Annotated in this window: 28 protein-coding genes and 1 tRNA gene; 19 read left to right on the forward strand and 10 right to left on the reverse strand. The window is 66.2% G+C overall.

All coding sequences use genetic code 11. From position 1 onward, the window contains the following. Positions 1–121: 121 nt before the first annotated feature. Both AVT10_RS05310 and eda read left to right on the forward strand, forming a co-directional pair. Positions 122–1,090, forward strand: a complete 969-nt coding sequence (locus AVT10_RS05310) for a glucokinase (protein ID WP_066689138.1) — start codon at positions 122–124, stop codon at positions 1,088–1,090. Next, positions 1,087–1,695, forward strand: coding sequence for a bifunctional 4-hydroxy-2-oxoglutarate aldolase/2-dehydro-3-deoxy-phosphogluconate aldolase (gene eda, locus AVT10_RS05315; RefSeq protein WP_066689139.1), 609 nt, complete (start codon positions 1,087–1,089; stop codon positions 1,693–1,695). Before AVT10_RS05310 ends, eda begins: the two co-directional genes overlap by 4 nt. Positions 1,696–1,836: 141 nt before the next feature. Here the strand turns inward: eda and mltG are convergent, their stop codons facing one another. The 7 genes from mltG to fabD all read right to left on the reverse strand — a co-directional run bounded on the left by mltG (position 1,837) and on the right by fabD (position 7,152). Next, complete coding sequence (gene mltG / locus AVT10_RS05320) at positions 1,837–2,805, reverse strand: endolytic transglycosylase MltG (RefSeq protein ID WP_066689141.1); 969 nt, start codon at positions 2,803–2,805, stop codon at positions 1,837–1,839. A 4-nt stretch (positions 2,806–2,809) separates the two neighbouring features. After that, positions 2,810–4,066: a beta-ketoacyl-ACP synthase II gene (gene fabF / locus AVT10_RS05325; RefSeq protein ID WP_066689178.1), complete on the reverse strand. Its 1,257-nt coding sequence runs from the start codon at positions 4,064–4,066 to the stop codon at positions 2,810–2,812. 115 nt (positions 4,067–4,181) lie between these two features. After that, a complete protein-coding gene (locus AVT10_RS05330) occupies positions 4,182–4,418 on the reverse strand; it encodes an acyl carrier protein (protein ID WP_055760552.1) in 237 nt (78 codons plus the stop codon). A gap of 90 nt (positions 4,419–4,508) precedes the next feature. Further along, positions 4,509–5,018, reverse strand: coding sequence for a hypothetical protein (locus AVT10_RS05335; protein WP_066689143.1), 510 nt, complete (start codon positions 5,016–5,018; stop codon positions 4,509–4,511). Next, the gene (gene fabG / locus AVT10_RS05340; RefSeq protein WP_066689145.1) at positions 5,015–5,752 is read right to left on the reverse strand and encodes a 3-oxoacyl-[acyl-carrier-protein] reductase; all 738 of its coding nucleotides are present in this window, start codon (positions 5,750–5,752) and stop codon (positions 5,015–5,017) included. Before fabG ends, AVT10_RS05335 begins: the two co-directional genes overlap by 4 nt. Position 5,753: 1 nt before the next feature. After that, positions 5,754–6,179, reverse strand: coding sequence for a GxxExxY protein (locus AVT10_RS05345; RefSeq protein WP_066689147.1), 426 nt, complete (start codon positions 6,177–6,179; stop codon positions 5,754–5,756). Positions 6,180–6,216: 37 nt separating this feature from the next. Beyond that, complete coding sequence (fabD, locus tag AVT10_RS05350; protein ID WP_066689180.1) at positions 6,217–7,152, reverse strand: ACP S-malonyltransferase; 936 nt, start codon at positions 7,150–7,152, stop codon at positions 6,217–6,219. Positions 7,153–7,320: 168 nt separating this feature from the next. Here fabD and AVT10_RS05355 point away from each other — a divergent pair, with 168 nt between their 5' ends. The 9 genes from AVT10_RS05355 (at position 7,321) to AVT10_RS05395 (ending at position 12,980) form a co-directional block, all read left to right on the forward strand. Beyond that, positions 7,321–7,698: an RcnB family protein gene (locus AVT10_RS05355; RefSeq protein ID WP_066689149.1), complete on the forward strand. Its 378-nt coding sequence runs from the start codon at positions 7,321–7,323 to the stop codon at positions 7,696–7,698. Between the two features lie 152 nt (positions 7,699–7,850). Continuing rightward, entirely contained in the window at positions 7,851–8,267 is a 417-nt protein-coding gene (rpsF, locus tag AVT10_RS05360) for a 30S ribosomal protein S6 (RefSeq protein WP_066689152.1), read from the forward strand. A 12-nt stretch (positions 8,268–8,279) separates the two neighbouring features. Further along, the gene (gene rpsR, locus AVT10_RS05365; protein WP_010543816.1) at positions 8,280–8,504 is read left to right on the forward strand and encodes a 30S ribosomal protein S18; all 225 of its coding nucleotides are present in this window, start codon (positions 8,280–8,282) and stop codon (positions 8,502–8,504) included. 12 nt (positions 8,505–8,516) lie between these two features. Beyond that, positions 8,517–9,110, forward strand: coding sequence for a 50S ribosomal protein L9 (rplI, locus tag AVT10_RS05370; RefSeq protein WP_066689154.1), 594 nt, complete (start codon positions 8,517–8,519; stop codon positions 9,108–9,110). Positions 9,111–9,455: 345 nt separating this feature from the next. Further along, positions 9,456–9,530: transfer RNA gene (locus AVT10_RS05375), tRNA-Glu, on the forward strand. A gap of 157 nt (positions 9,531–9,687) precedes the next feature. Beyond that, positions 9,688–10,119 (forward strand): MerC domain-containing protein, encoded by a 432-nt coding sequence (locus tag AVT10_RS05380; RefSeq protein ID WP_198158504.1) that lies wholly within the window; start codon positions 9,688–9,690, stop codon positions 10,117–10,119. Between the two features lie 126 nt (positions 10,120–10,245). Next, on the forward strand, positions 10,246–11,352 hold the full coding sequence (locus AVT10_RS05385; protein WP_066689155.1) for an AI-2E family transporter: 1,107 nt from the start codon (positions 10,246–10,248) through the stop codon (positions 11,350–11,352). A 69-nt stretch (positions 11,353–11,421) separates the two neighbouring features. Then, complete coding sequence (locus AVT10_RS05390; RefSeq protein ID WP_066689157.1) at positions 11,422–12,525, forward strand: Gfo/Idh/MocA family protein; 1,104 nt, start codon at positions 11,422–11,424, stop codon at positions 12,523–12,525. After that, a complete protein-coding gene (locus AVT10_RS05395; RefSeq protein ID WP_126013302.1) occupies positions 12,522–12,980 on the forward strand; it encodes a cupin domain-containing protein in 459 nt (152 codons plus the stop codon). Before AVT10_RS05390 ends, AVT10_RS05395 begins: the two co-directional genes overlap by 4 nt. Before the next feature lie 45 nt (positions 12,981–13,025). Here AVT10_RS05395 and AVT10_RS05400 read toward each other — a convergent pair whose 3' ends face one another. After that, positions 13,026–15,599 (reverse strand): TonB-dependent receptor plug domain-containing protein, encoded by a 2,574-nt coding sequence (locus AVT10_RS05400; protein ID WP_066689159.1) that lies wholly within the window; start codon positions 15,597–15,599, stop codon positions 13,026–13,028. 256 nt (positions 15,600–15,855) lie between these two features. Between AVT10_RS05400 and rplU the strand changes: the two genes are divergently transcribed. The 4 genes from rplU to AVT10_RS05420 all read left to right on the forward strand — a co-directional run bounded on the left by rplU (position 15,856) and on the right by AVT10_RS05420 (position 18,576). Continuing rightward, positions 15,856–16,182 (forward strand): 50S ribosomal protein L21, encoded by a 327-nt coding sequence (gene rplU / locus AVT10_RS05405; protein WP_055785208.1) that lies wholly within the window; start codon positions 15,856–15,858, stop codon positions 16,180–16,182. A gap of 30 nt (positions 16,183–16,212) precedes the next feature. Then, the gene (gene rpmA / locus AVT10_RS05410) at positions 16,213–16,482 is read left to right on the forward strand and encodes a 50S ribosomal protein L27 (RefSeq protein WP_055755412.1); all 270 of its coding nucleotides are present in this window, start codon (positions 16,213–16,215) and stop codon (positions 16,480–16,482) included. Between the two features lie 426 nt (positions 16,483–16,908). Further along, on the forward strand, positions 16,909–17,451 hold the full coding sequence (locus tag AVT10_RS05415; protein ID WP_198158505.1) for a GNAT family N-acetyltransferase: 543 nt from the start codon (positions 16,909–16,911) through the stop codon (positions 17,449–17,451). Between the two features lie 261 nt (positions 17,452–17,712). After that, the gene (locus AVT10_RS05420) at positions 17,713–18,576 is read left to right on the forward strand and encodes a hypothetical protein (protein ID WP_157092691.1); all 864 of its coding nucleotides are present in this window, start codon (positions 17,713–17,715) and stop codon (positions 18,574–18,576) included. 10 nt (positions 18,577–18,586) lie between these two features. On the opposite strand, the gene AVT10_RS05425 is transcribed toward AVT10_RS05420, so the two are convergent. Beyond that, the gene (locus AVT10_RS05425; protein WP_066689162.1) at positions 18,587–18,784 is read right to left on the reverse strand and encodes a hypothetical protein; all 198 of its coding nucleotides are present in this window, start codon (positions 18,782–18,784) and stop codon (positions 18,587–18,589) included. Between the two features lie 40 nt (positions 18,785–18,824). Beyond that, a complete protein-coding gene (locus AVT10_RS05430) occupies positions 18,825–19,688 on the reverse strand; it encodes a metal-dependent hydrolase (protein ID WP_066689186.1) in 864 nt (287 codons plus the stop codon). 32 nt (positions 19,689–19,720) lie between these two features. On the opposite strand from AVT10_RS05430, the gene AVT10_RS05435 reads away from it, so the two are divergent. From AVT10_RS05435 to proB, 4 genes are read left to right on the forward strand one after another with little or no spacing between them, the layout of a single operon-like run. Further along, on the forward strand, positions 19,721–20,311 hold the full coding sequence (locus AVT10_RS05435; protein ID WP_066689163.1) for a TetR/AcrR family transcriptional regulator: 591 nt from the start codon (positions 19,721–19,723) through the stop codon (positions 20,309–20,311). After that, entirely contained in the window at positions 20,305–20,787 is a 483-nt protein-coding gene (locus tag AVT10_RS05440) for a GNAT family N-acetyltransferase (RefSeq protein WP_066689165.1), read from the forward strand. The genes AVT10_RS05435 and AVT10_RS05440 overlap by 7 nt, the downstream gene beginning before the upstream one ends. A 45-nt stretch (positions 20,788–20,832) precedes the next feature. After that, positions 20,833–21,879, forward strand: a complete 1,047-nt coding sequence (gene obgE / locus AVT10_RS05445) for a GTPase ObgE (RefSeq protein WP_066689167.1) — start codon at positions 20,833–20,835, stop codon at positions 21,877–21,879. Continuing rightward, on the forward strand, positions 21,864–23,003 hold the full coding sequence (proB, locus tag AVT10_RS05450; protein ID WP_066689168.1) for a glutamate 5-kinase: 1,140 nt from the start codon (positions 21,864–21,866) through the stop codon (positions 23,001–23,003). The genes obgE and proB overlap by 16 nt, the downstream gene beginning before the upstream one ends. The last annotated feature ends 91 nt before the right edge of the window (positions 23,004–23,094 follow it).

Raw genomic sequence — 23,094 nt, forward strand, 5'->3', positions numbered from 1 at the left:
CAGCCGACCATATTATGACGTACCCCCGCGCAGGCGGGGGTCCAGAGTTACAGGCGTGAACCTGCATAACTCTGGATCCCCGCCTTCGCGGGGATACGCTTTCGGGCTATAAGGAGAGGTCATGGAAGTCGTTGCGGTAGATATCGGCGGAACGCACGCCCGCTTCGCGATCGCCGAGGTCGAGAACGGCCAGGTCGTCCATCTGGGCGAACCGATCACGCAGAAGGTTGCCGAACATGGCAGCCTCCAACTGGCATGGCGCGCCTTCGAACGCGATCTTGGCCGCCCGCTGCCCAAGGCCGCCAGCCTTGCCGTCGCCTCTCCGGTCAACGACACGCTGATCAAGTTCACCAACAACCCCTGGATCATCCGCCCGCCGCTGATGCAGGAGCGGTTGGGCGTCGAAACCTGGACGATCATAAACGACTTCGGCGCGGTCGGCCATGCCGTCGCACAGGTGGCGGACGAGGATTTCATCCATCTCTGCGGCCCCGAAGGCCCGCTGCCTGACCGGGGCGTCGTCACCATCTGCGGCCCCGGCACCGGCCTTGGCGTCGCCCAGCTGCTGCGCGCCGCCGATCGCTATCACGTCCTCGAAACCGAAGGCGGGCATCAGGACTTCGCACCGCTCGACGGGATCGAGGATGCGCTGCTCAAGCGGCTGCGCCGTGCCCATGGTCGCGGGTCGAACGAACGTGCCTGTGCCGGTCCGTCGATCGTCGCATGGTATGAAACGCTGGCGGAGATCGAAGGCGTCTCGCTGGCCCATAGCGACGACAAGACGATCTGGGCCGCCGCGCTGGAGGGCACCGACAGTATCGCCGTCGCCGCGCTCGACCGCTTCTGCCTGACGCTCGGGGCCGTTGCCGGCGACCTTGCGCTGGCGCAGGGAGCGAAGGCGGTGGTGATCGCCGGCGGCCTCGGCCTGCGGTTGAAGGACCATCTGCTCGAATCGGGTTTCGGTACGCGCTTCACGTCGAAGGGCCGGTTCCAGACGCTGATGGCCGGCATCCCCGTCAAACTCATCACCCATCCCCAGCCCGGCCTGTTCGGGGCCGCCGCCGCCTTTGCGCAGGAGCACGCACGATGACCGTCACCATTTCCGACATCATGCAGACCAGCCCGGTCATCCCGGTCCTCGTCGTCCATGACGCGGCGCAAGCCCGCCCGATGGCGGAGGCGCTGGTAAAGGGCGGCCTGCGCGTGCTGGAGGTGACGCTACGCACCCCCGCCGCACTCGAAGCCATTGCCGAAATGAAGAACGTCGAGGGCGCGATCGTCGGTGCCGGCACCGTCGTCAGCGCCGAACAGTTCAAGCAGGCGATGGACGCGGGGTCGGAATTCATCGTCTCGCCCGGCCTCACCGAAACGATTGCGCGCCCGATCATCGACAGCCGCGTGCCGTTCCTGCCGGGCATCGCCAATGCCGGCGACATCATGCGCGGCCTCGACCTGGGCCTCACCCATTTCAAGTTCTTCCCGGCCGAAGCATCGGGCGGCCTGAAGGCGCTGAAGGCGCTCGCCGCGCCCTTCTACCAGGCGAAGTTCTGCCCGACCGGCGGCATCACCGAAGCCAGCGCGCCCGAATGGCTGGCGTTCGATCCGGTGCTCTGCGTCGGCGGCAGCTGGATCGTCGGCGCAACCCACGCCGAAACCGAAACGCGGGCGCATGCCGCAGCGGGTCTAAAGGCATAAGATCCTCCCCGCTCCGCGGGGAGGGGGACCAGCGAAGCTGGTGGAGGGGCGTTGCCGCGAGCGGTCGTTGCGTGTGCGGCACTCCCCTTCGACCATGCTGCGCATGGTCCCCCTCCCCATGAATGGGGAGGACATACAAGGTTACATCTCGCCCCGCGCCCGGCGGATGTCGTACCACTTCTTCACGTTCGCGTTATGCTCGGCCAGCGTCTCGGCAAACACATGCCCACCGGTGCCGTCGGCGACGAAATACAGCGCCTTGGTCTCCGCCGGATCGAGCACCGCATCGATCGACGCCTTGCCCGGATTGGCGATCGGCCCGACCGGTAACCCCGCCGACGCATAGGTGTTGTACCCGTTCTTCGCCTGCAACTCCGACTTGCGGATGCGCCGGCCAAGCGGTTTTCCCTTGGTAATCGGGTAGATAACGGTCGGATCGGCCTGCAACCGCATACCGTTGCGAAGACGGTTCGAGTAAACCGCCGCGACCATGCGGCGCTCCGAAGCCTTGCCGGTTTCCTTCTCGACGATCGAGGCGAGGATGAGCGCCTCGCGCGGCGACTTCACGACGGTCGTGGGTTTGCGCTTCTTCCATGCCGCGGCGAGGTAGCGGTCCATCGCCATCTGCATCCGCTTGACCAGCGCCGCGCGGTCGCCGTCGCGTTCATAGCTGTAGCTGTCGGGAAGGATGCTGCCCTCGGCCGGCAGCGGCGCGGTGCCCTCCATCTGCGGCGCCTTCGCCACCGCTTCCTGCACCAGGATCGAGGGCCAGCCCTCTGGCACCATCACGAAGCGCTGCAGCGTGCGACCGCCCTGCAGCAGCTTCAGCACATCCGCCTGGCTCAGCCCCTTGGGGATACGATACTCCCCGGCGCGGATCGGATCGTCGCTGCCAAGGAACCGCGCGAGCAGGCGGAAGCGGCTGGCCGAGCTGATAGCGCCAGCCTCTTCCAGCTGCTCGGCGGCGGAGGCGAGGCTCGCCCCCTGCGGCACCGTCACCGTCAGCGTGCGCTCCGCCGGACCGGCCCCGCCCCAGCTCTGCATCACCAGGAACAGCCCGCCAATGGCAAGCAGTCCGAGGATCAGGCCAAGGCATCCGATCCGGCGCATCGCGTCAGATCGCCTTCATCACCAGCGACGCATTGGTGCCGCCGAAACCGAACGAGTTGTTCAGCACCGCGCGCACCTGCCGCTTCTTCGCGACCAGCGGCACCAGATCGACACCCTCGGTCCCCTCGTCGGGATTGTGGAGGTTCAGCGTCGGCGGCACGATCTGGTCGCGCAGCGCGAGAATGCAGAAGATGCTCTCGACCGCACCGGCACCGCCCAGCAGATGGCCGATCGCCGACTTGGTGCTCGACATCGACGCACCCGACAGATCGTTGCCGAACACGCGCTTGGCGGCGGCGAGTTCGATTGTGTCCGCCATGGTCGAGGTGCCGTGCGCGTTGATGTAATCGATGTCGCTCGGTTCCATGCCCGCCTTGCGCAGCGCCATGCGCATCGCATTCTCGGCACCCTTGCCCTCGGGATGCGGCGCGGTGACGTGATAGGCATCGCCCGACAGGCCGTAGCCGACGACCTCGGCATAAATTTTCGCGCCGCGCGCCTTGGCGTGCTCATATTCCTCGAGCACGATGACGCCGGCGCCCTCGCCCATCACAAAGCCGTCGCGATCCTTGTCATAGGGGCGGCTGGCTTCGGTCGGACGGTCGTTCATGCTCATGTTGAGCGCCCGCGCCTGCGCAAAGCCGGCGACGCCCAGCGGGTTGACGGTGCTTTCCGCGCCGCCCGCCAGCATGATGTCGGCATCGTCGTCGCGGATCATCCGCGCGGCATCGCCGATCGAATGCGCACCGGTCGAGCACGCCGTCACGACCGCATGGTTCGGACCCATCAGCCCGTACTTGATCGACACCTGCCCGCTGATCAGGTTGATGAGCCGGCCATGCACGAAATGCGGGCTGACCCGACCCGGACCACGTTCGTGCAGGTTGACCGACTCGATCTCGATCCCCGGCAGGCCGCCGATACCCGAACCGATCGACACGCCGGCGCGCAGCTTCGTCGCCTCGTCCATCTCGGTCAGGCCGGCATCTTCCAGCGCCTGCCCGGCGGCATCGATGCCATAGATGATGAACGGATCGACCTGCCGCTGGATCTTGTGATCGACCCGCTTGTTCGGATCGAAGCCATATTCATGGTCCGCCGGCTTCACCTCGCACGCGATCTGGCACTTCTGGTTCGACGCATCGAAATGCGTGATCGGACCCGCGCCCGACTTGCCGGCGATCAGGTTCTTCCAGGCGGTTTCCACCTCGGCACCCAGCGGGGTCACGAGGCCGAGGCCGGTCACGACTACGCGGCGCATGGCATTCTCTCCGTTCAGATACGTAACGAACGACCCCCCGCCCATGGCTTTTCGCCGGGACGGGGGGCCGTGAAATCATGGCAATCGGCAGGGCGGCGGGGCCGCCCCGGCCGGATCAGCCCTTGTGCTCGTCGATATAGGTGATCGCGTCCTTGACGGTCGTGATCTTCTCGGCGGCATCGTCGGGGATCTCGACGCCGAATTCTTCCTCGAACGCCATTACCAGCTCGACGATGTCGAGGCTGTCCGCGCCCAGATCGTCGATGAAGCTCGCGTCTTCGGTAACCTTTTCCGCTTCGACGCCGAGATGCTCGACGACGATCTTCTTAACGCGTTCGGCGGTCTCGCTCATATTCATTCCCTCTTCACATTCGGGGTGTTTCTTACCTGAACGCCCCTAAAGCGCGTCCGGCCCGCGCGCAAGAGCGCCGGTGCGGACGCATTACCCCTTGGCAGCGAACAACCGGGCCAGCGTCGCGGCGTTGAAGGCGTACCCGCCCATCAGCCGCTGGACACGCGTATCCGCCTTTTTCGCCCCGGCAAGGTTCATCATGCCTTCCATGAAGGCGTCGACCTCGGCCGTCTGCTTGCGCGCCAGAAAGGCGTTCAGGACGGCAGGCGGCGTCTGGCTCAGGCGGCGGTTGACCGCCACCGGATCGACGCCCTTGGCCGAAAGCCCGGACGCCAGCGCCTCGACGGCGATGCTGGTGACGACGATATCACCCGCGCGCGCGTCCGCCTTGCCGGTGCCGGGCTGGCAGGTCGCGGCATGGCGACGGGTCGCCTTCACCAGCGCGTCCGTTGCCGGCGTCGGCTTCTTGCCTTCCAGCACGCCGACGATCATGCCCTGCTGCATCTTCGCCAGGTCGCCCTTGGGCAGCTTGGCGACCGCGCATTTGACGACATTGGCATCGCCCGCGGCCAGCATCGCCGCCATCAGCATCACGCTCATACCATCGCCATCCCGCCGTTCACATGGATCGTCTGGCCGGTCACGTAACCGGCGTCGCGGCTGACCAGATAGGCGACCGCAGCGGCGACGTCATCGCCCGTGCCCAACGCCCCGGCCGGAATCTTGCCCAGCAGGGCGGTTTTCTGCGCTTCGGGCAGCACGTCGGTCATCGCCGAAGACATGAAACCGGGCGCGACGCAGTTGACGGTGATGCCGCGGCTGGCGAGTTCTGCGGCCAGCGCCTTCGACATGCCGACCAGTCCCGCCTTCGACGCAGCATAATTGGCCTGCCCCGGATTGCCGGTCTGCCCGACGACCGAGGTGATCGAGACGATCCGGCCGAAACGGGCCTTCATCATCGGCTTGGCGGCGGCACGGCACAGCCGGAACGCGGCTTCGAGGTTGACGCGGATCACCTGGTCCCATTCGTCATCCTTCATGCGCATGGCGAGGTTGTCGCGCGTGACCCCGGCATTGTTGACGAGGATATCGAGCTTCCCGAGCGCCGCCACCGCCTGCGGCACCAGCCCATCGACCGCCGCGCCATCGGACAGGTCGCACACCAGCGGCACATGATCCCCGCCCAGTTCGGCGGCGAACGCCTCCAGCTTGGCAGCATTGGAGCCGGACAAGGCAAGGCGCGCACCCTGCGCGGCAAGGCCCTTGGCAATCGCCGAGCCGAGGCCACCGCTGGCACCGGTCACAAGGGCGGTCATTCCCGTTAGGTCGAACATTTCATTCTCCGGAAGATTGGTTCACGCGGAGGCGCGGAGACGCGGAGGGGCGGTAGTCGTTGACGATCCGGCGTAGCCCCTCCTTGAGCGTTTCGCCGCCAAAATTGATGAGCAGCCCTACGGGCTGTTTCGTCAGTCGCAAATAGGTCAGAAGCTGTTTGCCATGAACCGGTGCCAGCCGGTCCACCGATTTGACCTCCACTAACAAGCGCCCGGCGACGAGCAAATCGATCTTGAAAGCCGCGCGGAAGCATTGTCCGTCAAACACGACGTCGATCGGCTGCTGACGCACAACGGAATGCCCCATTTGTTCAAGCCGCCCGGCCAACAGCATCTCGTAAACGCTTTCCAGAAGGCCCGGACCCAATTCCCGGTGCAGTCGCAGCGCAACGTCGACAACATCACCGGAGATTGCTTCCAGGTCCATACTTCCTCCGCGTCTCCGCGCCTCCGCGTGAACCGATTTACAACCGCCCCACCAGCGCTTCGATATCGGCCATCGTCACCACGCTGGTCGCCGTCGCATCCGGCGCGATGCGCTTGACCATCGCGCCGAGCACCTTGCCGCCCAGTTCGACGAAGTCGCCGACCCCAGCATCCTGCATCGCCAGCACCGATTCCCGCCAGCGAACCATGCCGGTCACCTGCTCGACCAGCAGCGTGCGGATCGTCTCCGGATCGGCGACCGGAGCGGCGGTGACGTTGGCATAGACCGGCACGACCGGCGCCGACAGCGCGACATCGGCCAGCGCCGCCGCCATCGCATCGGCAGCGGGCTGCATCATCGGGCAATGGAACGGCGCCGACACGGGCAGCACCACCGCCCGCTTGATCCCCATGTCCTTGGCGAGCGGCACGGCGCGTTCGATCGCCGCCTTCGCGCCCGAGATCACGACCTGCGACGGATCGTTGTCGTTGGCCACGGTGCAGACTTCACCCTCGGCCGCCGCCTCTGCCAACGCCTGCGCCTTGGCCAGATCGGCGCCGAGAAGCGCGGCCATCGCCCCCTCGCCCACCGGCACCGCCGCCTGCATCGCCTGCCCGCGCAGCTTCAGCAGCCGCGCGGTGGTCGACAGGTTCAGCGCACCGGCGGCACATAGCGCGGTATATTCGCCCAGCGAATGCCCCGCCACGAAATCGGCCTTGTCGGCCAGGCGGATGCCGCCCTCCCGCTCCAGCACGCGCAACGTCGCGATGGCGTTCGCCATGATCGCCGGCTGGGCATTTTCGGTCAGCAGCAGGTCGGCATCGGGACCCTCGGTCATCAGGCGAAAGAGATGCTGCCCCAGCGCCTCGTCGACTTCCTGGAACACTTCGCGGGCGTGGGGGCTGGCCGCGGCAAGCGCGGCACCCATGCCGACCGACTGGCTCCCCTGCCCCGGAAAGATGAATGCGCGCATCGCCGACGTCTCCTGCAAATCCAAGCCGCGCGGCCTAGTCCTTCGGCCAAGCTGAACGCAAGGGGGCGTGTTGCGACGGACTGCGACCATTTCGCGGCTTTGCTGACAAACGCCGGTTACAGGGCATCGCCATCTTGGCTCCAACAGCAAATCCAATGGAGACGTGAGATGAAGAAGCTGATCCTCGCCGCGATGACCGCATCGTTGCTCGCCACCCCGATGGCCGCATCGGCGCAGAGCCGCACCGTCATCAAGGAACGCCCCGGCCGGACCGTGGTCGTCGAAAAGAACCGCCATGGCCAGAATGTCCGCCGGACCGTCGTTCGCCAGCAGCCGGCCCGCTATACGAACTGGCAGCGCGGCCAGCGGTTCGACCGCAACCGGGCGCCCAACTATCGCCAGATCGACTATCGCGCCTATCGGCAGCGCGGCGTCTATGCGCCGCCCCGCGGTTATCAGTGGGTGCAGTCGGGCAACGACGCAGTTCTGATCGCGATCGCCAGCGGGCTGATCGGCGCGGTGGTCGGCGGCGCGCTCCTCAACTGACCTTGCCTTTCCGCCCGATTCGGGTAAGGGGATGCGCATCCGGGGTGACGGGACCAGTGCCTGTCGCCCCGGACTGCATTTGAAGACGACAGCCGGAGGGGCGTTCGCGATGGTCGCGGCGTCAGCGATCGGCCAACAGACGAGAAAGACACATGGCTCTCTACGAGCACGTGTTCCTTGCGCGCCAGGATCTGGCACAGGCGCAGGTGGACGCGCTGGCGGAAACCGCCACGAAGATCGTTCAGGACATGAACGGCAAGGTCGTGAAGACCGAGACCTGGGGCCTGCGCAGCCTCGCCTATCGCATCGCGAAGAACCGCAAGGCGCATTACGTCATGCTCGAAATCGACGCGCCGGGCGACGTCGTGGCCGAGCTGGAGCGCCAGACGCAGATCAACGAAGACGTGATCCGCTTCATGACCGTCAAGGTTGACGCCCATGAAGAAGGTCCGACCGTGATGATGCGCAAGAGCGAGCGTTCGGAGCGTGGCGACCGTCGTGGCGGCCGTGATCGTGACGACCGTGGTCCGCGCCGTGAGCGCGAGCCGTCGGCCGAAGTCGAAGCGTAAGGAGCAGCACCCATGGCACGTCCGTTTTTCCGCCGCCGCAAGAGCTGCCCCTTCTCCGCGAAGGACGCTCCCCGGATCGACTACAAGGATGTTCGTCTGCTGCAGGGCTTCGTGTCCGAACGCGGCAAGATCGTCCCGTCGCGCATCACCTCGGTGAGCGCCAAGAAGCAGCGCGAACTGGCCCAGGCCATCAAGCGCGCCCGCCATCTGGGCCTGCTGCCCTACATCGTTAAGTAAGGAGCGCCCAACATGGACGTCATTCTGCTGGAACGCGTCGAGAAGCTCGGCGCCATCGGCGACGTGGTGAAGGTAAAGGACGGCTTCGCCCGTAACTTCCTCCTGCCGCGCAAGAAGGCGCTGCGCGCCAACGAAGCCAACAAGAAGGTGTTCGAGGCGAACCGCGAGCGGATCGTCGCAGAGAACGCCGCCCGTCGCACCGACGCCGAAGCCGAAGCCAAGACGCTGGAAGGCGTTTCGGTCACGCTGATCCGTCAGTCGTCGAACACCGGTCAGCTCTACGGTTCGGTCGCGGTTCGCGATCTGGTCGACGCGCTGGTCGCCGACGGCCATAAGGTCGACAAGTCGCAGGTCGCCCTCGACCGTCCGATCAAGGCGATCGGCCTGCACGACGTGAAGATCGCGCTCCACCCGGAAGTGTCGGTCACCGTCAAGGTGAACGTCGCCCGCTCGCCGGAAGAAGCCGAGATGCAGGCGCAGGGCGTCGACGTCATGGCCTCGATGTTCGAGCGTGACGATGCCGGCTTCACCGAGGATTACGATCCCAACGCCGAGCCGGGCGAAATCGCCCGCGACGACGCGAACACGGAAGAAGCGCAGGGCTGATCCCCGCCGCTACGACCAACAGGAAAGGCCGCCGGAGCGATCCGGCGGCCTTTTTTGGTTGGCGATGTGGCAACATGTGTGTGGGTCAGGGGCACGCCACGCAAGCACCGATCACGGCAGCGAGGGGGATCAACGAGAGGATGACGGGAACGGCCTTGGCCATGATGCTTGCCCTGCGATGAATGGTTCACCGGGTTCAAAGCATGGGAAATCAAAAGGTTTCGCTTTCCTGAACGGTATACGTATCGAAACGAAACTTTCCTGACCGTCGATTACGCATTTCGCGACACCTTTGGCAACTTGACGCCATGTCGAAGGGAGCGTAGGAGCGCCCCTCCCGCAAACGGCCCCTTCGTCTAGCGGTTAGGACGTCGCCCTCTCACGGCGAAAACACGAGTTCGATTCTCGTAGGGGTCACCAGCGACAGCGCGATTGAAGCGCACGCTGCAGGGATCATGGCGGGCTTTCCAACAGTAACGGGCCGGCTCTTCTGCAGAGCATGTGCCGAAGTGATATTTTCGCGGCACCCTTGCGATCCGTCAGGACGGGAATGATATGTTGTATCATTCTCATTAGGTTGATCCGATCCATGCCCGGCCATTCCCCTACCCTCCCCCGCTCCGCCCCGCACAGACAGAAGCTGCTCGACGGGTTCGCCGTCACAGCCTCGCTGCTCTGCCTGATCCACTGCCTCTTGCTGCCGACCCTGTTGATCGCCTTGCCCGTGCTGGCCACGATGCTAGCTGTTCCGGAATCCTTCCACGCCGCAGCCTTCGCCATCGCCGTGCCGACCAGCATCCTCGCCATGTGGTCCGGCGTCGTTCGCCACGGCCGCCGAGCGCCGGTTCTTGTGGCCGCACTCGGCCTGACGTTGCTGGGGATCGGGGCGTTTGCGATCGATAGCGAACTGGCGGAGAGGGCGGTGACGTCGATCGGTGCGGTCACTCTGGCCATCGCCCACGTCGCCAACTGGCGAACGCGCCCCCGCTGTTCGGAGGTGACACGATAATCGAACACCTGGTTTTCGCCCTTTCGACGACGGCCGAGGGAGCATAGAAGCCGGCGAGGCGTTCCGCCCCCGCAACGAAACTGCCCGGCGACCGGCCGGCATTGAACGAAACCGAGGCTGTCCTGCATGGCAATCGTCCGTCAACGCGTCGAATCCGGCGGGTTCATCCTGTTTCTGGCATTGATCACCGTCGCGCTGACGCTGGTCGTCTCCAGCTTCATCGGCGCGTTGCTATGGGCAGCGTTGGCGGCTTTGCTCTTCCAGCCCCTGTTTCAGCGTCTGCTGCGCTGGCGGCCGGGACAGCGCAACCTTGCCGCCGCGCTGACGCTGCTGATCATCACGGTCGCGGTCGTCATTCCGGCGATGATCATCGTCAGCATGGTCATCGATCAGGCAGCGGGCGTGTACGGCCAGCTGCGCACAGGACAGATCAACTTCGCGACCTATTTCGAACAGGTCCATGGCGCCCTGCCCGAACGAATCCGCCGGGCGATCGACAGCGCCGGCTTCGGCAGCTTCGAACGCGCCCAGCTGAAGATTTCGCAGGCCGCCAGCGCCAGCGCCAGCGTCCTCGCCCGCAGCGCGCTGTCGATCGGCGCGAACGCCGCGGCGTTCCTGCTGGCCTTCGGCGTCGGCCTGTACGTCACCTACTTCCTGCTCCGCGATGGCGAGCGGATCGGCCCTGCCGTCGTCCGCGCGCTGCCGCTCGAACCCGGCGTGGCGCAGCGGCTGGCCGACAAGTTCGTCGCCGTCGTGCGCGCGACGATCAAGGGGTCCGGCGTGGTCGCCCTCGTGCAGGGTGCGCTGGGCGCCATCACCTTCTGGATCGTCGGTCTGCCGGCCGCCTTGCTCTGGGGCGTGGTGATGGCGATCGTCGCGCTGTTGCCCGCCGTCGGGCCGGCGCTGATCTGGACTCCGGTCGCCATCTATCTGCTTGCGACAGGCGCGATCTGGCAGGGGGTCGTCGTGATCCTGTCGGGCGTGCTCGTCATCGGTCTTGCCGACAATATCCTGCGCCCGGTGCTGGTCGGGCGCGATACCGGCCTGCCCGACTGGCTGGTGCTGGTGACGACGCTGGGCGGGATCGACCTGATGGGGTTGAGCGGGATCGTCGTCGGACCGGTCGCGGGCGCGCTGTTCCTGACCGGGTGGCAGGTGTTGACCGAACAGCGGCGGATGCGCGCCGATACCGATCCGGCAGCCCAAATCGCCGCTACCGACGATACAGTATAATCCGACAAATAGCTTGTTCGCTTCTAGCTCCGGCGCCATCGTACCCGCATAACCGCTGGAGATGCCGAGATGGAACTTGCCCGCCGCGATCTGATCCTCAGCGCGGCCGCGCTGTCGCTGGCATCGAGTACACGGGGATTTGCCGCCGGCGACCGGCCGCTCGGCTATGCCATCGTCGGGCTCGGCAATTACGGCCTGGGCCGGATCATCCCCGAATTCGCCAACTGCCGACACAGCCGGCTGGCGGCGGTCGTCAGCGGCGACCGGGCCAAGGCGGAGAAGGTCGCCGCCGAGCACAATCTTCCCGCCGGATCGATCTACAACTACCGCGATTTCGACCGCATTCGCGACAATCCGGCGGTCGACATCGTGTATGTCTGCCTGCCCAATGCGATGCATGCCGAATACACCATTCGCGCCGCACAGGCCGGCAAGCATGTGCTGTGCGAAAAGCCGATGGCGGTATCGGTCGCCGAATGCGAGGCGATGATCGCCGCCTGTCGCAAGGCCGATCGCAAGCTGATGATCGGTTATCGTTGTCATTTCGAGCCGTACAATCTCGAAGCGATGCGACTGGCGAAGAGCGGTGCCGCGGGCAAGATCCGTTATATTCGGTCGGAACACGGCTTCACGGCAAGCGACCCGACGATGTGGCGGCTGAAGCGCGCCCTGTCGGGCGGCGGGTCGCTGATGGACATGGGCGTCTACAGCCTGCAGGCGGCACGCTACATGACCGGCGAGGAGCCGGTGGCGGTTACCGCGCGGGAGTCGACCGACCGCCGCGACCCGCGCTTTACCGATGTGGAGGACATGATCGACTGGACGCTGGAATTTCCCTCCGGCGCGATCGGCAGCTGCCAATCCTCCTACAGCGCCAACCACAATCACATCCTGCTGATGGGCGACAAGGGCCGGATCGAGCTGGAGCCCGCGACCGGCTATGCGGGGCAACGGATGTGGGTCGGCAACGGCCGCGAGCGCGAAGTCACGCCGCCGCCCGGCCCGGCAAAGACGCAATTCGCCGGGCAACTCGACCATCTGGCCCAATGTGTCGCGACGGGTCGGACCCCGATCGTCTCCGGTGAGGAAGGATTGCGCGACATGCGGATCATCGAGGCCATCTACCGATCGGCACGCGAAAACCGCACCATCCGGCTGGACGGCCGGGCATGAGCATCGCGCTACGCCTCGCGCCGCTTGCCCTGCTCTTGGCTGCGCCGACTACGGGCCAGGACTTCGCGAGCGGCAATGACATCGCCGCCCGCGTGGAAGCAATGGGCAAGGCGATGAAGCCCGGCCAAGGCTTTGCGTGGGAACCGGTGGTCCGCGACGGGGAACGGGTCGCGGCGCTGGAATATTGGAAGGCGCCGGGCCGACCGGCGGTGCATCCCGATCAGGCGGAATATGCCATCGTCATCGCTGGCGCCGGCACCCTCAGGACCGGCAAGTCGATGGAGGGCGGGAAGCAGACGCAGCCCGGTCTGATCGAGGGCGACCGGATCGTCGATCCGCTCGACCGGCCGCTGAAACCGGGCGACGTCCTGTTGATCCCGGCGGGCGTTCCCCACTGGTTCGGGATTACCGGTGACCGGCTGGTCCTGCTGGGGACCAAGATCCCGGCGAAATAGTAGGCGACGGGCAGGCGCGCGATGCCCCTGCCCGCCCGCCCCTCGTCAGAACTTCACGCCGGCGCGGGCGTACAGATAGCGCCCGTTGAAGCCGAACGGCGAGAAGCTCGAATAGGGAATGAAGTAGTTGTTGATAGCCGTCGCGCCAAGGATCGGGTTGCGCGTCGGATAGACGTCGAACAGGTTGTTCGCGCCGATCGCCAGCTCGAACTGCCCCGGCGTCGCGCGGAGTTCGAGATCGGTTAGCCACTTCGGTTCCAGCTCGACATCGGTGATCGCCGCGCCACCCGGCGACAGCGTGTTGCCGAAGCGGTTCGTGCGCGCCGTGATCCCGAAGATGCCCTGCGACCAGTCGAGGCCCAGATTGACCTTCGACCGCGGCTGCCCCTCGGTCAGGCGCAGCGATTCCTGCCGCCCGAACAGGGTAACACCCGGGATCGCCGACAGCGTCGACCGATCGGTGATGTCGGTCTGGTTATAGTTATAGCCGGCGGTCAGCGTGACGCTGCCGATACCCAGGTCCGGCACGCGATAGGTGCCGACCACCTCGACGCCCTGGGTCCGGGTGTCGATGCCGTTGATGAAGAAGCGCGCCGAGGTGATGTCCTGAATGCCCGCCGCGCGCAGCACGGCGACGACCGCCGTGCCCTGCAGGTTTTCGGACAGGATGATGCGATCGTTGATCTTGATGTTGTAATAGTCGGCGGTCAGCGTCAGCCCGCGCAGCGGGGTGAGCGTCAGGCCACCGCCGATATTCAGCGACTTTTCCGCCTCGAGCTGACGCGAACCCAGCGCACGCGCGACCGGATCGCCGACGCGGAAGGTGCCGATCTCGACCAGTGTCCCGCCGATATTCTGCGTGGCGAAGGACGAGAAGAACTGCTGCGCGAGGCTCGGCGCACGGAACCCGGTCGATATCGAGCCGCGGAGCGCCGCCCATTCGACCGGCGCGAAGCGCGCAGCGAGCTTGCCGTTCACCGTATCGCCGAAATCGCTGTAATGTTCGTAGCGGCCGGCGGCGACCACGTTGAACGCATCGCTGACCTTCGCGTCCAGTTCGGCATAGCCCGCGAAACTGTCGCGCGACGCATCGACGCGGCTGTTGGGCGAGAAGCCGGGGAAGCCCTGCGATCCGGCAGCGGCACCGTTGCTGAACGCGAACGGTCCGGCGGCATAGCTTTGCAATTCGCCGGCGACGATCTTGTAATTCTCGTTGCGATATTCGCCACCCAGCGCCAGCGATAGCGACGACAGGAAGCCGACGCTCAGCTCACGCTGCAGGTCGAGGTTGACGGTCTGCTGCCCAAACCGCGTACCGCCCGCGTTGAACGCCCGCTGCGATTGCGGGCCGAACGACGCGTTGTAGCTGTTCTCGATCCGGAAATCGAAGCTGTTGGTGCCGTAGACATAGGACAGGTCGTATTTGAACCCGGCCACTTCGCCCTTCACGCCCAGCGCGCCGGAGAAATCCTCCATCTGGCTGGTGATGAGCGGCAGGAAGCCATCGGCGTAATAAGGCGTGCAGACCGTGCCGGTGAAGGTGCAGTTGCGCAGGTCCTGGATGTTGCCAATGGTGTCGCGACCCGAAGCCCGACGGAAAAAGGCGGCGCTTTCGCCGTCACGCACGCCGTAGCTGCCGAAAATATAGAGTTCGGACGTGGCGCCGATGTCCACACCGCCGTTCAGGAAGAAGTTGAAGTCCGTCGTCTTCGCATCGCCGTAGCGGTGATTGACGCGGTTGGCGGTGAATTCGCGCGGGTCGACATTGCCGTTGCCGAGCAGGGGATAGAGCCGGCGCGGGTCGTAGCCGGCGCGGTCGGTCGGGTTGCGGTCGCGATATTCACCGGTCAGGTTCAGATAGGCGGTTTCCCCCATCGGAAGGCCCATATTGGCGGCGAAGGTGACAGTGCGGCCATCGCGGACCTCACGATCGCGCCCGGTTTCCTCCAGCACATAGGTGCCGTCGGCGCGGACCTGCGGCTGGCCGTTCGCCTGGCGCGCGATGCCCGAAACCTCGCCAACACCCTCCATCGACGAGATATATTTGCCATAGGTCATCGTCGCGCGGCCACCTTCGCGGCGCTTGAGCTGGACGTTGATGACGCCGGCGATCGCATCGGAACCATATTGCGAAGAGGCACCATCACGCAGCACGTCGATCCGCTCGATCGCGAGGCTGGGAATCGTGTTGAGGTCGACCGCCGACGAACCGCGCCCGACCGAGCCGTTGGCGTTGAGCAGCGAGGTGGTGTGGCGCCGCTTGCCGTTGACCAGCACCAGCGTCTGGTCGGGCGACAGACCGCGCAGCGTCGCGGGCCGCACGACGTCGGTGCCGTCGGTGATCGAGGGCTGCGGAAAGTTGAACGACGGGACCAGCTGGTTCAGCAGCTTGTTGGTTTCGGTATAGCCGGCATTGACCAGCGCATCGCCGGTGATGACGTCGACCGGCACCGGGCTTTCGGCCACGGTGCGGCCCTGCGCACGCGTGCCGACCACCAGGATCTCCTCGCCCGCCGGCACCTGGTCGGCAGGCGGCGGTGCGTCGGCGACCTGTGCGAAGGCGGGAATGGCGACCAGCGCACTCGACAGGAACAGGGCGCTGAAAACGGCTTTACGCATGAAAATCTCCCCCAGGCCGGGACCATTGCCCCGACCGTTGCCCCCTGAACCTCTCGCACGTAATATTCTGGCGCAAGGCGGCAGGGTGTCCGGTCACACGATTGTCACGCCACCGTTGCGGCGCTGCAACATCGCTTTTGGGCTCGAATCGCGCCTTCGCCATTGACAGCGCGGATCGGCTTGCCTAGTCACGATCCACTTGCCGCGTGGGGTATCTCCACGCGGACATATTGCATTTGGGAAAGAAGCAAGGGCCATGTTCGCAATCGTGCGCACGGGCGGCAAGCAGTATCGCGTTGCCGCAGGAGACAAGATCGTCGTCGAGAAGCTCGACGGCGAAGCTGGCAGCAACGTGACGCTCGGTGACGTGCTCCTTGCTGGCGAAGGTTCGGAACTGAAGTCGGTCGAAGGGCTGACGGTTTCGGCGGAAATCATCGCGCAGGCGAAGGGCGAGAAGGTCATCGTCTTCAAGAAGCGCCGCCGGCACAACTACCGTCGCAAGAACGGTCATCGCCAGCAGCACACCATCCTGAAGATCACCGCGATCGGCGACAAGCGCGCTGACGACAGCGCCGCCGCATAAGCGCCTGAGCGAATACGAGGAGTTTGAACCATGGCACATAAAAAAGCAGGCGGTTCGTCGCGCAACGGTCGTGATTCGGCCGGCCGTCGCCTTGGCGTGAAGAAGTTCGGTGGCCAGGAAGTGGTCGCGGGCAACATTATCGTGCGTCAGCGCGGCACCAAGTTCTACCCGGGCGTGAACGTCGGCATGGGCAAGGACCATACCCTGTTCGCCCTGGTCGACGGCCGCGTGGCGTTCAAGGAAGGCAAGCTCGGCCGCAAGTTCGCGTATGTCGAGATGCAGGCGCAGGCCGCAGAATAACGGGCTACCACACGGGTCGCCCACCAGGGTGACCCGGGTTCCGGCGACGGAACCAGCCAACAAGAGGGAGGCGGGTCACCCCGGCTCCCTTTTTTATTGCTCTCTCCGGCCCCTGCCCGCTTCTCGGAGCGGGTTGTGGCCCTATCGAGGCGTCGTGACGGAGCCGATTTTGGTTCAGGGCAAGAAGCGAGGAGCGGAGCGATGCTGATGCATCGTGACCGACGAGCGACGCCGCCCTGAGCCAAGATCGGCCCGCCGCAGGGCGGTTACACTGTCGTGCCCGCCGGTTGCGTCGCGAGGCTTGCAGGTAGCGCCGCTACCTGCTGCGCCCCGCTCCTTGCCGGACGAACACGACAGGGCAATCACGACGCCTCGATATGGTCACAACCCGCTCTAGCGGAGGCGCGGCGTATTGGAGAGACGCTGATGTTCGCCCGTACCGAACGCCTGACCCTGCGCCCCGGCTGGACCGAGGACGTCCCGGCCCTGCACGCCGCGATGGGGCACGAGGCCGTCGTGCGCAACCTGTCGCGCGCGCCGTGGCCGTACACGCTGAGCGACGCCGAGGCGTTCGTCGCCGGATGGCAGGGTAACGCCGGCCCGACCTTCCTGATCTTTGCCCATGATAGGGGACGCTGCGACCTGATCGGCGGGATCGGCATCGGTCCGCTCGGCGACGTCCCGCACATGCTCGGCTATTGGATCACGCCATCGGCATGGGGCCGCGGCTATGCGACCGAGGCGGGGCGCGCGGCGCTCGACATTGCCGCGACGCTGGGCATCGGCCGGGTCGAGGCCGGCCATTATGTCGACAACCCCGCATCGGGCGCGGTGCTGCGGCGACTAGGCTTTGCCCCGACCGGCACGCGCAGCATGATCCATTCGCGCGGGCGCGGCGCGGAGGTCGAGACGGTCGACTATGCGATCGACCTGTCGCAACGGCGGCGCGACTGGCGGCTTGCCGCCTGATCGCAACGGAACGCAACGCCGGTCCGGCTGGTTGAAGCCGGACGGCGCTGCTGCCGTACGAGAGGACGCCCCGATGATCGATCCCGAAACGCCGAACGAACAGGAAGAAATGGAAGAGGTCCAGGAAGAAGCCGCCGAGGAACGCGAAGAAGAAGGCGGCTATCAGTAAGACAGCCTGGCGGCCGGCATCTATGCACCATCGTCATTGCGCACCGCACGGACGTACCGCATAGTGTCGGTCGCAAAATTGGGAGGTGACGTATGAGACGCTTCTTGCCCGCGCTGTTACCGAGCCTCGTCTTCGCGTTTCCAGCAACTGCGCAGGAAAGTCCTCCCTCCACAAACCCCGACATCGTCGTCAGCGGCCGGCTGTCGATGCCGCAAAACCCGCAGACGACGATCCTGCCGCCACCCGCAGTCATTTTCGATGTCGAATCCGCGACCCTGTTCGAGGACGCGTCGCGTCGTGCGGCGATGTGCGCCACGCGCGGCGGGCCGAGGCGGCTGGCGCAGCTGCGCGACGTCGTCGATGGCGTATTCGCCACCCCACGACAGGAGCGGGCGCAGGACCGTATGGTCTGGACGACGTCGACCTGCGGCGAAGGCGCTGCGGTTCGTGCGCATGGCGTCAGCATGGTCGGGCAGGTCAATGTCCGCGCCGATTCCGCTTCCTATCCCGGAATCCTGTATCGCGGTGCCTTCATCATCGAAACGCTCCGCGCCTTTGCCCCCAATCTTGCCTTGACCCGCGAGCAGCTGGCCGACCCGGTCGTGCAGCAGCGATTTCTGATGCGCGAGGATGCGCGCGCCAGCAAACGCCTGCCCAACGATCTGCGCTTCTTCAGGACGACGATCTGCATGGTTCGCGAACAGCCGGAACTGGCCATCCGGCTGGTTCAGACCAACCCCGTCGAACAATCGACCGCAGCGGTCCAGGCGCATCTGATCGAACGCACGCGGGGATGCACGGGCTATCAGAAACAGCTGGTCGTCGATCCGTTCCAGCTCCGGGCGTTCGTCGCCGATGCCCTGTATCGATGGACCCTTGCCGTGCGGGACGTCGATACGCTGATCCCGACGCAACGGGCGAGCGTGGATAGGAACAAAGCCAGGTCGGTGAACTGATGCCGGGGGCTCACCCCTCCAGCAGGTCGAGATAGCCGACCACGTCGCTGCTCGTCTGAAGATACAGGCCCGCCTGTATCTCCTCCGGCTCCCGCGCTGCTGCGGCCATCGCTTCGCTCAGCGTGCCATAGAGGATCGTCGTCGCGACCCCGCCCTCGTCGTCGAGGTGGTAGAGCCGGACCGAGGCGTCTTCCGATACCGTTCGCATGGGGAACGTCCTGCCCCGCGCCGCGACGCGGGGCAAGGCGTCAGGCGCTGGCGAGGCGTGCCGCCTCGAACTCGCTGTCGACCAGCCCGATCAATTCGCGGTCATCGTGATTCCACGGGTGGAAGCCGGGCAGGAAGAAGGACAGCCACATCCCCATGACCTTACGTGCCATGCCGGGCCGGCCGAACGCATAGGCGAACAGCCGCCATTTGACCCGCGCACCGGTCAACCCGTCCTGCGCGAGCAGATCGAGCATCCCGACCGTGCGCCCGCGGAAGAATTTGGCGGTGACGATCAGCATCACCAGCGTCTTGACCCACCAGCGCTTCAGGCGGGTCCAGTCGCGGGTGGCGTGCAGCCAGGTGTCATAGGCCACGCCCTTATGCTCGATCTCCTCGATCGCGTGCCACCGCCACAGGTCGGCGGCGGCCTGATCCCCGCCGGCCAGATGCCGGGGGTTCGCGACCAGTTCATGCGCGAGGATCGCGGTGAAATGTTCCAGCGCCATCGTCGCTGCGAGGTTGGCGATCGGCGGCTTGCCTCGCGTGATCGCCAGCTCGTGATCGACCCGCGCTTCCAGCCGCGACGTATCATAGCCCTGGTCGGCGACATGGCGGTTGAACGCGACATGTTCGCGGGTGTGGATCGCCTCCTGCTTGATGAAGGCGCGGATCTCGGCGGCGAGGCGCGGCGGCACGTCGTCGCGGAACTGGCGAACGCTGTCGATGAAGAAGCCTTCGCCCTTCGGAAAGGTCACCGACAGCGCGTTGTAGAAGGCGGTGGCGATCGGATCATCGTTCAGCCAATAGCGCCGATAGCTGCCGCCCCGCCCGAAGCGGACGTCGCGCGGGGTGATGGTCAGATCGGCGGGAGTCTTTGCTTTCGACACGGTTCTGCTCCACATCATCGCATGGAATCTGGGAATTACTTACAACAATGTCAATAGCCAGGCGACGCCTCTCCCCCGAAGCGTCGCGCGACGCCGCGCTGGACGCCGCGCGCGACCTGCTGATCGAAGCCGGGCCGCAGGCGGTGACGTTGAAGGCGGTGGCGACGCGCATCGGGCGGACGCACGCCAATCTGCTGCATCATTTCGGGTCGGCATCGGGGCTGCAAAAGGCGCTGGCCGAGCGGATGGCGACGACGATCACCGCGACGATTGGTGCGGCGGTGCTGCGCGTGCGCGACGGCGACCATGATCCGCGCGAGATCGTCGACCTGACGTTCGACGCCTTCGATCGCGAAGGCGCCGGGGCGCTGGCCAGCTGGATGATCCTGTCGGGCAATGACGATGCGCTCGACCCCATCCTTGATGCCATTCATGCGCTGGTCGACCGGCTGGGCCATGAGAACGCGCTGAGCGGGATGCCGCTGGCGGACGAGACGCTGCAGCTGGTGCTGATGGCGCTGGGTGATGCGCTGCTCGGCGGGGCGATGGCCAAGGCGTTGCGCCTGCCGCGCGAGCGCGCGCGCGAACTGGCGGTGCGCAGCCTGATCGCGGTGCGGGACGAAGCGCGCCCGTGCTGATCCGCGCGGCGACGGCCGCGGACCGGGCGGCGATTGCGGAGATCATCGTGCCGATCATCCGCGCCGGCGAGAGCTATGCGCTCGATCGCGCCATGACGGCCGAGCAAGCGCTGGCCTATTGGTTCGCGCCCGGCAACAGCGTGTTCGTCGCCGAGGTCGAGGGCCGGGTGCTGGGCAGCTATTACTGCCGCGCCAACCATGCCGGCGGTGGCGGCCATGTCGCCAATTGCGGCTATGCGACCCAGGCGCAGGCCACCGGACGCGGCATCGCGCGGACAATGGCGCTGCACTCGTTCGACCATGCCCGCGCGGCGGGTTTCCGGGCGATGCAGTTCAACTTCGTCGTCGCCAGCAACGTGCGCGCGGTGTGGCTGTGGCTGTCGCTGGGGTTCGAACAGGTCGGGCGACTGCCCGGTGCGTTCGAGCATCCGTCGCTGGGGGAGGTCGACGCGCTGGTGCTGTACCGGTCGTTATAGCATAACCCCCTTCCCCCTTGGGGCGACTCCGACTAAGCGCACGCCATGCATTTTCTCGATCAAGCCAAGATCTTCGTCCGTTCGGGCGCGGGTGGCCCCGGCGCCGTCAGCTTTCGCCGTGAAAAATTCATGGAATATGGCGGCCCGGACGGCGGCAATGGCGGCAAGGGCGGCGACATCATCTTCGAAGCGGTTCCCGGGCTGAACACGCTGATCGATTTCCGTTATACCCAGCATTTCCGCGCACCGCGCGGCAGCGGCGGCGCGGGCGCGAACCGCACCGGTCCGGGCGGGCGCGACCTGATCATCCGCGTGCCGGTCGGAACGCAGGTGCTTTCGGAGGACAAGGAAACGGTGCTGGCCGACTTCACCCGGCCGGGGCAGCGCGAGGTATTCCTGCGCGGCGGCGATGGCGGGCGCGGCAATGCCAGCTACAAGACGTCGACCAACCGCGCCCCGCGCCAGCACGGCACCGGCTGGCCGGGCGACGAGGCGTGGGTGTGGCTGCGCCTGAAGCTGCTGGCCGATGCGGGTCTCGTCGGGTTGCCCAATGCCGGCAAGTCGACCTTCATCAATGCGGTGACCAATGCGAACGCGAAGGTCGGCGCCTATGCCTTCACTACCACCCGCCCGCAGCTGGGCGTGGTCAGCCACAAGCAGCGCGAGTTCGTGGTGGCGGACATACCCGGCCTGATCGAAGGCGCGGCGGACGGCGCGGGGATCGGCGACCGGTTCCTGGGGCATATCGAGCGGTGCCGGGTGCTGCTGCACCTGATCGACAGCCATGCCGACGATCCGGTCGCGGCCTATCGCATCGTGCGCGGCGAGCTGGAGGCGTACGGTGCCGACCTGGCCGAAAAGCCGGAGGTGATCGCGCTGAACAAGGCCGATCTGCTCGACGAGGAACTGACCGAGGCGCTGATCGCCGAGCTGGAAGCCGAGAGCGGTGCGCAGGTGCTGCCGTTGTCGGGTGCCACCGGGCAGGGGCTGGAAGCGGTGCTCGACCGGCTGATCGAGGCGATCGGGCCCAGCGAGATGCACGCGCAGGACACGGGCGAGGACGAGGAACCGCGCGAATGGTCGCCGATCTAGGGGCGAGCGACGTCTTCGGCCCGGCCACCTGCCCGCGCCTGATCGTCAAGGTCGGGTCGGCGTTGCTGGTCGCGCCGGATGGGCAGGCGCGGCGGGAGTGGCTGGCGTCGCTGGTCGCGGACATTGCCGGGCGGGTCGCTGCCGGGCAGCAGGTCGTCATCGTATCGTCGGGGGCGATCGCGCTCGGCGCGCGGCGGCTTGGGCTGCCCAAGGGCGGGCGCGCCAGCCTGGAGGACGCGCAGGCGGCGGCGGCGACCGGGCAGATCGCGCTGTCGAGCATCTGGGCCGAACTGCTCGGCGCGCACGGGCTGACTGCCGCACAGCTGCTCGTGACGCTCGACGATCTGGAGGATCGCCGACGCTATCTCAACGTCTCGGCGACGCTCGGGCGGTTGCTGACGCTGGGCGTCGTTCCGGTCGTCAACGAGAATGACAGCGTCGCGACCGAGGAGATCCGGTTCGGCGACAACGACCGCCTTGCCGCGCGGGTCGGCGCGGCGGCGCGCGCGAACGGCGTGGTGCTGCTGTCCGATATCGACGGGCTGTACGATTCGAACCCCCATGGCAATCCGGACGCCAGGCTGATCCCGCATGTCGCGCAGATCGATGCCGATATCATGGCGATGGCCGATACCCGGTCGTCGTCGGGCATGGGATCGGGCGGCATGGTGTCGAAGATCGAGGCGGCGCGGATCGCGACCGCCGCCGGCGCGAACCTCGCCATCGCGACCGGACGGATCGACCACCCGCTCGCACAGTTCGGCGAAACCGGCCATGGCACGGTGTTCGCGACCGCCGGCAACGCCCCGGCGCGCAAGGCGTGGCTGTCGGGCGGGCTGACCGATCGCGGGTCGATCCGGATCGATGCCGGTGCCGCGCGCGCATTGTCGAGCGGGCGCAGCCTGCTGCCGGCCGGCGCCATCGAGGTTGCGGGCGATTTCTCGCGCGGCGATCTGGTGCGGATCATCGATGCCGAGGGCCGTGCGATCGCACGTGGCCTGGCCGAATATGACGCGGGTGAAGCGGCGCGGATCGTCGGACGGCGCAGCGACGAGCTGGCCGATCTGCTGGGCTATGCGCCGCGCTCCGCACTGGTGCATCGCAACCATATGGCGCTGTTGTGAGGACGATGGCGCTGACCGGCGGGACCGGCTTCGTCGGTCGCCGCGTGATCGCGCAGGCGGTCGGGCAGGACTGGCACATCCGCGCGCTGAC

This window comes from Sphingomonas hankookensis (assembly GCF_001619955.1).
Taxonomy (GTDB): domain Bacteria; phylum Pseudomonadota; class Alphaproteobacteria; order Sphingomonadales; family Sphingomonadaceae; genus Sphingomonas; species Sphingomonas hankookensis_A.